The sequence below is a fragment of the Sporichthyaceae bacterium genome (assembly GCA_036269075.1).
Taxonomy (GTDB): Bacteria; Actinomycetota; Actinomycetes; order Sporichthyales; family Sporichthyaceae; genus DASQPJ01.
The window spans coordinates 39,204-50,862 of sequence record DATASX010000129.1; the positions used below are offsets into that span (position 1 = coordinate 39,204).

The following is an 11,659-nucleotide window of genomic DNA, read 5'->3' on the forward strand; positions in this document are numbered from 1 at the left end:
CCCAGCCATGCTTGCGGTGAGCACGATCGAGGAGTTGCACGGCCGGCTAGGGCAGGAACTCGGGGTCAGCGACTGGCACCCGGTCACCCAGCAGGACATCACCCTGTTCGCCGAAGTCACCCACGACCGGCAGTGGATCCACACCGACGTCGAGAAGGCAGCAGCGCTCGGGCCGTTCGGCGGAACCATCGCCCACGGGTACTACACCCTTGCTCTGGCGATGCACCTGATGCAGCAGGTGGTGTCCCTCGACGGTTTCGCGATGGTGATCAACTACGGGCTCAATCGGGTCCGATTCCCGGCCCCGTTGCCGGTCGGCGACCGGGTCCGGCTGCGGCTCTCGCTGGAGAGGATCGAGAACCGCGCCGGCGGCGGCGACGTGACCTTCCTGATGAGCTTCGAGTCCGCCGGTCAGGAAAAGCCGGTCTGCATCGCCGAGTCGGTCGTTCGCGTCTTCGACGCAGGCTGAGCCCCATCCCCTGCCCGGAGGCCGATCATGAGCGACACCGCAATTCACCCGTCCGCCGAGAGGCCGGTGTACACCGGCATCGGGAACGCGCTGCGCACCGACTATTTCCTCATCCGGGAACAGCTCTCGGCGCAGGAACTGGACTATCTGGACCGGACGCGAGCCTTCGTCCACGCCGAGGTGCTCCCGGTCATCAACGGCTACTGGGAGCGCGCCGACCTGCCCCTGGAACTGTTCCGTCGGGTCGGGGAACTCGGCCTGGTCGGCGACGGCCTGAGCGGCTACGGTTGCCCGCCGATGAGTGCCACGGCCGCGGGTCTGGTGGCCATGGAACTGCACCGCGGCGACGGGAGCCTGGGGACGTTCGTCGGTGTCCAGGGCGGCCTGGCCATGCGTTCGATCGCCATGCACGGCTCGGCGGAGCAGAAACAGCGGTGGCTGCCTGCCATGGCCCGCTGCGAGAAGTTGGGTGCGTTCGCGCTGACCGAACCGCGCCACGGTTCGGACTCGGTCACGTTGGAGACCGAGGCCCGCCGGGACGGCGACGAGTACGTCATCAACGGTGCCAAGCGGTGGATCGGCAACGGCGCCACCGCCGATGTGGTGGTGATGTGGGCCCGCGACACCGAGGACATGCAGGTCAAGGGATTCCTCATCGAGAATGGCACTCCCGGCTACGACGCGCGGGTCATCGAGGGCAAGGTGTCGCTGCGTGCGCTGTGGCAGGCCGACATCGATCTGGTCGACGTACGGGTGCCGGTGGCCAACCAATTGCCGGGCGTACGCAGCTTCAAGCACGTCGCCGAGGTGCTGAAGGCCACCCGTGCCTCGTGTGCCTGGGCGGCCCTGGGTCACGCGGTGGCCGGCTACGACGCCGCCCTGGCCTACGCGGGTCAACGCACCCAGTTCGGTCGTCCGCTGACGCGCTTTCAGATCGTGCAGGAGAAGCTCGTCCAGATGCTCTGCGACGTGACGGCCATGCAGCTCTACTGCCTGCGCATCGGCAGGCTCGACGAGACCGACGGGATGTCCGACACGATCGCCGCGCTGGCCAAGCTCAACAACACGGTCAAGGCCCGCCAGGTCCTGGCCGAGGCGCGCAACATGCTCGGCGGCAACGGGATCCTGCTGGAGAACCACGTGATGCGCCACCTGTGCGACATCGAGGCGATCCACACCTACGAGGGCACCGAGACCATCCAGACGCTGCTGGTGGGCCGCGACATCACCGGGTTCGGCGCCTTCACCTGAGCTTGGTCGAAGGAGAGGGCAACGATATGCAACCCTCGCGCGACCTGCCCCGACGTCGGTTCGTCGGGCATCTGCTCGTGGCACCGACGTTGGTGGCCGCGGCGAGACTGGGTGTGGACCTGCTCAGCGCACCGTCGGCCGCGGCGGAGGACGGCCCACCGGCAGTGCTGCAACCGTCTACCGTCTACGACCTGAACGATCTGTTGACCGATGCCGCACGGCCCACCTCGCACCTGATCAGCGTGCAGGTCGACGCGGACGGCATGGCGTTGTTCGCGTTGCCGCGGGCCGAGGTCGGGCAAGGGATCACCACCGCCGCCGCGATGCTGATCGCCGAGGAGTTGGACCTGCCGTTGGCCAAGGTCCATGTCACCCTCGCCGATGCCCGCCCGGAACTGATGTGGAATCAGCTGACCGGTGGATCGAACACCCTGCATGCGATGTACGAACCGATCCGGCTTGCCGCGGCCACCGCTCGCGAGCAGCTGAAAAGGACCGCTGCCGTTCGCTGGGGTGTGCCGGTCGCGACGTTGACCACCGGTGACGGCATGGTCCACGGCTCCGGGCGCAGCGCCTCGTACGGCTCGTTGGCCGCCGCGGCAGCCGTGGTCGAGACGACCGCGATCGACGTGGAACTCAAGCCCGCCACGAAATTCAGCCTGGTCGGCAAGCCCCAGAACCGGGTCGACGCCCACCTGGCCGTCACCGGGCGCAAGGTGTTCGCGATGGACATCACAATCCCCGGCCTGCAACCGGCGATGGTGTGCCGGCCACCGACGATCACCGGCAGGCCCAAGGCGGTCCACAACCTCGATGCCGTCAAGGCCATGCCGGGCATCAGCCATGTGGTCGTCATACCCACCGGGGTGGCGGTGGTCGGCAGTGCGTTCGGGCTGTGCATCGACGCGATCAACGCCCTCGACGTGGACTGGGAGCCTGGTCCGATGGCCGGCAAGTCCACCTCGGACGTCGTCGAACTTCTCAAGCAGGCCGAACTGCCGCTGACCCCGCCACCGCCCGGAGCGAAGACCTTGGAGGAGGTCTTCACCTTCCACTTCCGCTCCGGTGGCGCGCTGGAGACCAACTGCGCGGTCGCCGACGTCCGGCCCGACAGCGCCGAGATCTGGTCTAGCCTGAAAATGCCGATCGTCAGTGGCCAGGAGATCGCCAAGGAACTGGGTCTGCCGCCGGAGAAGGTGACCACGCACGTCACCGAGGGCGGTGGTTCGTTCGGCCGTCACCTGTTCTTCGACGCCGCACTGGAGGCCGCCCAGGTCTCCAAGACGATCGGCGCCCCGGTCAAGTTGATGTGGCACCGCACCGACGACTTCCGCCACGGCCGGGCCCACCCGATGTGCACCTCCCGGGTGCGGATCACCTACCAGGGCGATCGGGTGCTCGCCTACGACCAGCGTCACACCAGCCTGTCCACCGACTTCACCACCGGGCTGGGGGAGATCGCCACCGCTGAGGTCTCGAAACTGCCGGGTCAGAACTTCGTGCAGTACTCGCAGGCTGTGTTCTACCTCAGCGCGATGTGCCCCTATGACTTCGGTGTTGCCGACCATGCGCTCAACGAGATCGACCTCGGCATTCCCTCCTCCAGCGTCCGTAACATCTACAGCCCCGAACTGTGCACCGCCCGGGAACTGATGGTCGATCAGCTTGCGGTGGCCATGGGCAAGGACCCTTACGAACTACGCCGGCGGTCAGTCAAGGACGATCGGTCGAAGACAGTGCTGGAGACGGTGGCCCGGGTCGGTCGATGGAGCCGGCCCATGGCTCCCGGCACCGCTCAAGGCATCGCCTTCCACCAGGAGTACAAGGGCCACTGCGCCTGCCTGGTGGAGATCGACTGCCGCCCGGAGACGGTGAACCGGAGGATCCACAACGCCTGGACCGGTCCCCGGGTGACCCGGATGGTGCTGGCTGTGGACGTCGGGCGACCGGTCAACCCGCGCGGGGTGGAGGCGCAGATGCTCGGCGGGATGATGGACGGCGTCGCCCAGGCGCTCACGTACATGCTCCACCTCGAGGACGGCGCGTACCTGGAAGCCAGTTGGGACAACGCCTTCTACACCCGGCAGTGGAACGTCCCGCCCGACGTGCAGGTCATCGTGATGCCGGCGACCAGCGACGAGCCGGGCGGCGCCGGGGAGTTCGGCGTGGCCGCGTCCATGGCCGCGGTTGCCTGCGCCTACAGCCGGGCGGTCGGCAAACTGCAGACGTTCTTCCCGGTCAAGGCCGACCAGGCGCTGGGCTTCGACCCGTTCCCGACCCATCCACCGCTACCCACCTACAAGTCCAAGAAGAAGACGCAGGACGCCTGACCCCGGGGAGTTGCCATGGTGCATCACACGTTCAAGGTCAATGGAGCGCGGGTCGACGTCGAGGCTCCCGACGATCTGCAGGTCCTGTGGGTCCTGCGCGACCTGCTCGGCGTGCACGGGCCGAAGTACGGCTGCGCGGTCAACGTCTGCAAGGCCTGTACCTCCCATCTCAACGGCGAGGTGTTCAACCCCTGCTTCAAAGCCGTCAAGGAGCTGAAGCCGGACGACGAGATCACCACGATCGAGGGCCTGCCCGCCACGGTGGGCAAGGACCTGCACCCGATGCAGGAGGCCTGGCTGGAGTACGACGTCGCGCAGTGCGGATACTGCCAACCCGGTCAGATCATGGCCGCCGTGGCCAAGGTGAAGGAACTGCGGGCCAAGGGCCGGCGCACCGTCACCGACGCCGACATCGACGAGATCCGCAACATCTGCCGCTGCGGTACCTACCCACGTATCCGCGCCGCCATCAAGGCCGGGGCCGCGCGAATGTGACCGCCGGTCAGGTTCGGAACGACTGGCGCAGTTCGGCCCGGAAATCGGCCTGATAGAGCGAACGGCCGCGGGAGGCGCGCATGGCAGTGCCCGAGCGACCGCCTCGTCGGGGGTGACGGGAGCAGGCATCGCAACCCCTCGAATCCCTGCACCGGAAGGTGATCCAGGCACAACACTACGAAGCGTCGCGCGCTGCGTCGCCGGTGACGGAGCACAAAACAGCGCAGGCAGGATTGGCGGTGCAGACCGATGAGGCGGATCCCACGGGGGGCCTAGCGTCTGCCGGCAACCGTCCGTGCGGAAGGTCGTGATGCCGTGTCGAAGGTGCAGTCCATCGCTGTCATCGGTGGTGGATTCATGGGAACAGGCATCGCCGAGTCCTGCCTGCTCGCCGGGGCCGACCTGGTCCTCGAAGCAGTTCCCGAGGTCGTGGACCGGCCGCGGGTTCTACACCTACCAATGACGGACGAACAGGAGGACGCCATGACCGATGTTGGTGACGTGCGGCGACTGGTTCAGCAGGCCATCGACGCGGGCGCGACAACCGTCGGGGAGATCCACCAGAGGATCGCCGCGATGCCGCTGGAGGCGCTGGAGACGTTCGACAGCACGGGCACGGCCCGGAAAGTCCAGCAGTTGGCCGAACGCAGTATCGGCAACGTCTACGAGACGATCCGGGACGTCAACCAGCACGTCGGGGAGATGGCCGAGGAACTGTTGACCGGAGCGAAGGCAGGGAAATCCTGATGGCCACCACGGCGACCCACCGGGCGGATCAGGCCGCGGTCGAGGCGAACTCGGTCGCAGCACCGCCCGCCCCGGCGACAAAGGCCAAGCAGGCCGACCCCGGGCCGATCGGGCTGGCGGCCATCGGCGGCTCGGCGTTCATCCTGTCGATGTTCAACGCCGACCAGATCGACCGCTCCGCGCTGCCGGTGCTGTTCGGGGTGGCACTGGCCTACGGCGGCGTGGTCCTGATCCTGGCCGGGATGTGGGAACTGAAGATCGGCAACACCTTCGGCGCCACCGCATTCCTCACCTACGGCGGGTTCTTCCTGTCCTTCTGGGCGCTCGAGCAGTTCTACCTGAAGCAGATCGTGACCGCGCCGGGGGGCGTCCAACATGTCGGGCCGGCCATCGGGCTGTTCATCGTGCCGTGGGCGATATTCACGACCTACCTCGGAGTCGCGTCCCTGCGCACCACCGCAGCGCTGGCGTGCACCTTTGTGGTGGCTGTGCCCACCCTCTGGTTGTTGACGGCCGGCTACCTCGGTCTGCACCTGGAGCAGCACCAGTTGACGAACGACACCATCAAGGCTGCCGGTTGGTTCGGAATGATCACCGCGGCCGCCGCCTGGTACGCCTCGGCGGCGGGCGTCATCAACACGACTTTCGGGCGGAAGATCCTGCCGAACAAGTCGCTGAGGCCCAGCTGACGCCGGCCCTGTTGGCGTACGTACTGGCGCGCACCACACGGCTACAGCTGCGCGACGGTCAGGCGATCACACTGCGACCGGTCGTCCCCGACGACCGGTCGCTGTTCGTCGCCGCATTCGACAGCCTCTCCCCGGAATCGCGCTACCAACGCTTCTTCTCCCCGCTCACCGAACTGACCCCCGACGTTCTCGCCTATCTGACTGAGGTCGACTACCGGCACCATTTCGCCTGGGTGGCCCTGACCGGGCCACCTCGGGCGCACTGGTTGGCGGGAGTGGCCCGCTACGTCCGCAGGCAGGAGTCCTCGACGGCGGAAGCGGCGGTGACGGTGCTGGACCCGTACCAGGGTCGTGGTCTGGGAAGCCTGCTGCTCGACGCACTGGTCGGGCAGGCGCTGGAACACGGGATCACCCGGTTCGAGGGTGACGTGCTCGCCGAGAACGACGCCGTCCGGGCGATACTGGACCGGGCCGGTGCCCACCTGTCACCGGACGAAGCGGCCGTACTGCACTTCGAGTTGGACCTTCCCGGGCAGTTGTGCACCGAGCACAAGGGCAGTTGAAGAGCGTTGGGATCCGACGCCCAAGCCACCTACCGACGCGCCGACCGAGAATTGGCCGCCATCGACCACGAGGAGATGCCAGCGTGCTCGCCGAGGAACGGATCAGCTGGCAGTCGGTGGGCGGAATGCGGATCCGGGTCTCGCTGACGGGGGACCACGACCGCGTCGCGACCCCACCGCTGCTGCTGTGCAACGGCATCGGCGCGCCCCTGGAGGCTTGGTTGCCGGTTCGTTCCGCGTTGGGCGACCATCCCACGATCGCGTTCGACGCCCCGGGGATCGGTGGTTCCTCGCTGCCGTTGCGCCCGACCTCGCTGGCTCGGCTGTCCGGGACGCTCACCCGGGTGCTCGACCGCCTCGAGGTCCCGACAGTCGACGTCCTCGGGGTTTCCTGGGGTGGGGCGCTGGCCCAGAGCCTCGCCCACCACCACCCGGAGCGGGTCCGGCGGCTCGTGCTGTGCGCCACTGCCGCCGGGCTGTTGATGGTGCCCGCTCACCCACGGATCCTGCGCCGCCTGGCCGGCACCCGGCGTTTCGGCTCGCCCTCCTACCTGGCGCGAGTGGCCCCGGTGCTCTACGGCCCGGACGTCGTCGGGGACGACGGCGAAACCACCGAGACCCTGATCCACTTCGACAGGCCGCCGTCCCGGCGGGGCTACCTCTACCAGGTCCTGGCCCTACGCAGTTTCGCCAGCGCCTTGTGGCTGCACAACATCACCCAACCCACACTCGTGCTCCGCGGCGACTGCGACCCGATCATCCCGGCCGTCAACGGGCGGATCCTCGCCGGCCTGATTCCGCACGCCCGCCTGGAAACCGTGCAGGGAGCGGGTCACCTGTTCCTGTTCACCCGCTCGGACACCACGTGCAAGATGATCTGCGAGTTCCTCGAAGCCGAAATCAGTCCCGCGGAGAACGCATGCGGGTGATCATGCTCTCTCCGCCGGGAGCGGGGAAAGGCACCCAGGCCAAGCGACTCGCGCAGGCGACCGGCATCATGCACATCTCGTCCGGGGACCTGCTGCGGGCCGAGATCGCCGCGCAGAGCGAACTGGGCCGGCGGGCCGTCGGCTTCACCGAACGCGGCGACCTGGTGCCCGACGAACTGATCTTCGAGATCCTCCTCCCGGCGGTGATCGAGGCGATGCGATCGAGCGGTGGTTACCTGCTCGACGGATTCCCGCGCACGGTGCCGCAGGCCCTTCGTGCGGCCGAACTCGGCGTCCAGTTCGGGCTGAGCAGCGACGCGGCGGTGCACCTGACCGCTCCGGAGGACGTGCTGATCGATCGCCTGATCGCCCGGGCCGGACGGGAGAATCGGGCCGACGACACTCTCGACGTGATCAAGCATCGGCTGACAGTCTTCGAGCAGCAGACGCGCCCGCTCGTGGACTACTACCGCGGCCGAGGAATTCTGGTGGAGATCGACGCCAACCGCTCCGAGGACGAAGTGCAAGCAGAACTGCGCAGCCGGTTGATTGGGGACAGCTGATGACGAATCTCGCCACCATCCTCACCGATGCAGCCGGCCGGCACCCGGACCGGCCCGCCGTTCGCCTGGACGAACTGGTGCTCTCCTACCGCGACCTCGACAACCGGTCGGCCGGAATCGCGGGGTGGCTGCGGGAACGTGGCATACGTCCCGGCGATCGGGTCGGCATCATGCTGCCCAACGTCGTGGCCTTCCCGGTCCTCTACTACGGGGTGCTGCGGGCCGGCGGCACGGTGGTGCCGATGAACCCGCTACTGAAGTCCCGGGAGGTCAAGCACTACCTGGCCGACTCCGGGGCGCGGATCGTGTTCGCGTGGCACACCGTGGTCTCCGAGGCCGACATCGGTGCCGAGGCCGCCGGCGCGGAGTGCATCACGGTCACCGACGAAACCGTCGCCGGGGCCGCCTCGTTGCCCGCCGCGCACGAGGTGGTCCCGCGGGCGGACGAGGACACCGCGGTGATCCTCTACACCTCGGGGACCACCGGGACACCCAAGGGCGCCCAACTGACCCACGCGAACCTGCGGGCCAACGCCGAGGTCGCCGCCGCGAGTCTGTTCGGCCTGGACCACACCGACGTCGTGGTGGGCTGCCTGCCGCTGTTCCACGCCTTCGGGCAGACCTGTGCGTTGAACGCGACGGTGACCGCCGGCGCCGCGATCAGCCTGGTCGCCCGCTTCGATGCACCGACCGTGCTCAAGGTGATCGAGCGCGACCGGGCGACGGTGTTCGCCGGTGTGCCCACGATGTTCGTAGCGATGCTGGACGCCGGGCCCACCGTGGCCGACACCGCCACGCTGCGGTTGTGCATCTCCGGCGGGGCCGCGCTGCCGGTCGAGATCCTGAGGGGATTCTCCGGTGCCTTCGGGGTGCCGATCCTGGAGGGCTACGGGTTGTCCGAGACCTCGCCGGTCGCTTCGTTCAACCACTTCGGGAACACCCGCGCCGGATCGATCGGCCATCCGGTCGAAGGTGTCCGGATGAGGATCGTCGACCCCGCGGGCGCCGCGGTGCCCGCCGGTGAGATCGGTGAGATCGCGATCAGCGGGCACAACGTCATGCTGGGTTACTGGAACCGGCCGGAGGCCACCGCCGAGGCGATCCGCGACGGCTGGTTCCACAGCGGCGACCTGGGACGGGTCGACGAGGACGGCTTCTTCTACATCGTCGACCGGAAGAAGGAACTGATAATCCGCGGTGGTTTCAACGTCTACCCGCGCGAGATCGAGGAGGTCCTCTACGAGCACCCCGCGGTGCTGGAGGCCGCGGTCATCGGGATCCCGCACCCGACCCATGGCGAGGAGGTCGCCGCGGCGGTGGCGCTGAAACCCGGCACCGAGGCGACACCGCAACAGATCCGCGAGTGGGTCAAGGAGCGGGTGGCCGCCTACAAGTACCCGCGGCTGGTGTGGTTGGTCGACGCCTTGCCAAAGGGCCCGACGGGAAAGGTCCTCAAGCGCGAGATCGTCCCGCCGGACGGTGTCTGATGGCTTCGGCGGTCCGTGAGGAGGCGGCCTCCGCTCTCGCCGCGCCGCTGGACGAACTGCTCACCCAGGCCGCGGTTGGCCCGTTGCGTCGGTTGTTCCCGGGCCAGTCCATGGCCCGGTTCGCCGGATCGTTGATCCGCCACCCGCAGCCGGTACTCTCCCGCGCCGGCGGGGTGACGGCCGAGTTGGGCCGGATCGCGGTCGGCAACTCCACGATCGCGCCCGCCGGTCGGGACAAGCGGTTCGCCGACCCGGCATGGACCGGGAACCCCGTGCTGCGGCGGATCGTGCAGTCCTACCTACTGTTCGGCAAGACCGTGCAGGACGTGGTCCACGACGTACCACTGGAGTGGCAGGACAGCGAGCGGATGGGCTTCGCCGCGGAGAACCTCGTCGAGGCGGTCGCGCCGAGCAACAACCCACTGATCAGCCCGGCGGGCTGGAAGGCGTTCATCGACACTGGCGGCGCCAATGTCGTGACCGGTTCCCGCCAGCTCCTGCACGACCTGTCCAGCTCGCCGCGCGTTCCGACGATGGTCGACCCGACCGCTTACACGGTCGGCACCGATCTGGGTGTCAGCCCGGGAGCGGTGGTCTTCCGCAGCGAGGTCCTCGAGCTGATCCAGTACCGGCCGACCACCGAGACCGTGCGGACCGTGCCGCTGCTGATAGTCCCGCCGACCATCAACAAGTACTACGTCCTCGACCTGGCTCCGGGTCGCAGCCTGATCGAGTATCTGGTCGCGCAGGGCCAGCAGGTCTTCGTGATCTCCTGGCGGAACCCCGACCGGCGGCACCGCGACTGGGGATTCGACGCCTACGCCACCGCGATCCTGGAGGCCTTCGACGCGGTCGACCAGATCACCGGCGCCGGGTCGGCGCACGTCGTCGCCGCGTGCTCCGGCGGTCTGCTGGCCGCGATGACCGCCGCGCACCGCGCCGCGTCCGGCGGGCTGGAGCGGCTGGCCAGCCTCAGCCTGCTGGTGACGATGATGGACCAGAGCAAGGCCGGGATGACCTCGGCGATGCTCGACGAGGAACTGGCCGCCGCGGCGGTCGCCCGGTCGATGCGTACCGGATACCTCGACGGGCGCGCGTTGGCCGAGGTCTTCGCCTGGCTGCGGCCCTCGGACCTGATCTGGAACTACTGGGTCAACAACTACATCCAGGGCCGTCGTCCGCCCAAGTTCGACATCCTGTTCTGGAACGCCGACACCACGCGGATGACCGCGGCCCTGCACCGCGACTTCGTAGACGTCGCGCTGCACAACCGGCTGGCCCAACCCGGCTCGGTCAGCGTGCTCGGCACCGAGATCGACCTGCGGAACATCACTGTCGACTCCTACGTCGTGGCCGGCTCCGCGGACCACATCTGCCCGTGGGTGAACTGCTACCGCAGCGGCCAACTGCTGGGCGGCAAGGTGCGTTTCGTGCTGTCCACCAACGGCCACATCGCCGCGCTGGTCAACCCGCCGGGCAACGCGAAGTCCAGCTACCAGGTCTCCGACGACAACACGCTGGATCCCGACGACTGGCGCCGCGCGGCGCCGACCGAGAGCGGTTCGTGGTGGCCGGACTACGCCGCCTGGTTGGCCGCGCGATCCGGCGAGGCCAAGCCGGCGTCGGGGAAACTGGGCAGCCGCCGACACCCCGCGCTCGAGGATGCCCCCGGCAGCTACGTCCGGGAGCCGTGAGCATGGACTTCAACGTCACCATCGAGATCCCCAAGGGGGAGCGGAACAAGTACGAGCTGGACCACGCGACCGGGCGGCTCAAACTCGACCGGACGTTGTTCACCGCCACTACCTATCCGGCCGACTACGGGTTCGTCGACGACACCCTCGGCGAGGACGGCGACCCCCTCGACGCGCTGGTGCTGCTGGAGTCGCCGACCTTCCCCGGCTGCCTCATCCGCGCGCGGGCGGTCGGCATGTTCCGCATGACCGACGAGAAGGGCGGCGACGACAAGGTGCTGTGCGTCCCGGCCGCGGACCCCCGGATGGAACACCTGCGCGACATCCACCACGTGCCGGAATTCCTGCGCCTGGAGATCGAGCACTTCTTCCGCGTGTACAAGGAACTCGAACCCGGCAAGAGCGTCGAAGGCTCCAGTTGGGTCGGGCGCGTGGCCGCCGA

Annotated in this window: 12 protein-coding genes; all 12 read left to right on the plus strand. The window is 68.2% G+C overall.

The features are described from left to right. The first annotated feature begins 7 nt into the window (after positions 1–7). On the plus strand, positions 8–469 hold the full coding sequence (locus VHU88_24135) for a MaoC family dehydratase (protein HEX3614800.1): 462 nt from the start codon (positions 8–10) through the stop codon (positions 467–469). A 27-nt stretch (positions 470–496) separates the two neighbouring features. Beyond that, complete coding sequence (locus tag VHU88_24140) at positions 497–1,720, plus strand: acyl-CoA dehydrogenase family protein (protein ID HEX3614801.1); 1,224 nt, start codon at positions 497–499, stop codon at positions 1,718–1,720. 26 nt (positions 1,721–1,746) lie between these two features. Then, positions 1,747–4,050, plus strand: a complete 2,304-nt coding sequence (locus VHU88_24145; GenBank protein ID HEX3614802.1) for a molybdopterin cofactor-binding domain-containing protein — start codon at positions 1,747–1,749, stop codon at positions 4,048–4,050. Between the two features lie 15 nt (positions 4,051–4,065). Continuing rightward, on the plus strand, positions 4,066–4,545 hold the full coding sequence (locus tag VHU88_24150; protein HEX3614803.1) for a (2Fe-2S)-binding protein: 480 nt from the start codon (positions 4,066–4,068) through the stop codon (positions 4,543–4,545). A gap of 483 nt (positions 4,546–5,028) precedes the next feature. Further along, positions 5,029–5,292 (plus strand): hypothetical protein, encoded by a 264-nt coding sequence (locus VHU88_24155; GenBank protein ID HEX3614804.1) that lies wholly within the window; start codon positions 5,029–5,031, stop codon positions 5,290–5,292. Next, positions 5,292–5,981: an acetate uptake transporter gene (locus VHU88_24160; GenBank protein HEX3614805.1), complete on the plus strand. Its 690-nt coding sequence runs from the start codon at positions 5,292–5,294 to the stop codon at positions 5,979–5,981. Before VHU88_24155 ends, VHU88_24160 begins: the two co-directional genes overlap by 1 nt. An 11-nt stretch (positions 5,982–5,992) precedes the next feature. Next, positions 5,993–6,544, plus strand: coding sequence for a GNAT family N-acetyltransferase (locus VHU88_24165; GenBank protein ID HEX3614806.1), 552 nt, complete (start codon positions 5,993–5,995; stop codon positions 6,542–6,544). An 83-nt stretch (positions 6,545–6,627) separates the two neighbouring features. Continuing rightward, positions 6,628–7,473 carry an alpha/beta fold hydrolase gene (locus tag VHU88_24170; GenBank protein ID HEX3614807.1) on the plus strand — a complete coding sequence of 282 codons (846 nt, stop codon included), beginning with the start codon at positions 6,628–6,630 and terminating at the stop codon, positions 7,471–7,473. After that, complete coding sequence (locus VHU88_24175; protein HEX3614808.1) at positions 7,464–8,036, plus strand: adenylate kinase; 573 nt, start codon at positions 7,464–7,466, stop codon at positions 8,034–8,036. Before VHU88_24170 ends, VHU88_24175 begins: the two co-directional genes overlap by 10 nt. Then, positions 8,036–9,523 carry a long-chain fatty acid--CoA ligase gene (locus VHU88_24180; GenBank protein HEX3614809.1) on the plus strand — a complete coding sequence of 496 codons (1,488 nt, stop codon included), beginning with the start codon at positions 8,036–8,038 and terminating at the stop codon, positions 9,521–9,523. Before VHU88_24175 ends, VHU88_24180 begins: the two co-directional genes overlap by 1 nt. Beyond that, positions 9,523–11,217: an alpha/beta fold hydrolase gene (locus VHU88_24185; protein HEX3614810.1), complete on the plus strand. Its 1,695-nt coding sequence runs from the start codon at positions 9,523–9,525 to the stop codon at positions 11,215–11,217. Before VHU88_24180 ends, VHU88_24185 begins: the two co-directional genes overlap by 1 nt. 2 nt (positions 11,218–11,219) lie before the next feature. Beyond that, positions 11,220–11,659: inorganic diphosphatase (locus VHU88_24190; protein ID HEX3614811.1), on the plus strand; the 440-nt coding region annotated here is incomplete at its 3' end.

Excerpts from the sequence above, each read along its gene's own strand:
- VHU88_24140 (HEX3614801.1), top strand. The coding sequence starts at position 497 with ATGAGCGACACCGCAATTCACCCGTCCGCCGAGAGGCCGGTGTACACC.
- VHU88_24150 (HEX3614803.1), top strand. The coding sequence starts at position 4,066 with ATGGTGCATCACACGTTCAAGGTCAATGGAGCGCGGGTCGACGTCGAG.
- VHU88_24185 (HEX3614810.1), top strand. The coding sequence starts at position 9,523 with ATGGCTTCGGCGGTCCGTGAGGAGGCGGCCTCCGCTCTCGCCGCGCCG.
- VHU88_24175 (HEX3614808.1), top strand. The coding sequence starts at position 7,464 with ATGCGGGTGATCATGCTCTCTCCGCCGGGAGCGGGGAAAGGCACCCAG.
- VHU88_24135 (HEX3614800.1), top strand. The coding sequence starts at position 8 with ATGCTTGCGGTGAGCACGATCGAGGAGTTGCACGGCCGGCTAGGGCAG.
- VHU88_24180 (HEX3614809.1), top strand. The coding sequence starts at position 8,036 with ATGACGAATCTCGCCACCATCCTCACCGATGCAGCCGGCCGGCACCCG.
- VHU88_24155 (HEX3614804.1), top strand. The coding sequence starts at position 5,029 with ATGACCGATGTTGGTGACGTGCGGCGACTGGTTCAGCAGGCCATCGAC.
- VHU88_24160 (HEX3614805.1), top strand. The coding sequence starts at position 5,292 with ATGGCCACCACGGCGACCCACCGGGCGGATCAGGCCGCGGTCGAGGCG.
- VHU88_24145 (HEX3614802.1), top strand. The coding sequence starts at position 1,747 with ATGCAACCCTCGCGCGACCTGCCCCGACGTCGGTTCGTCGGGCATCTG.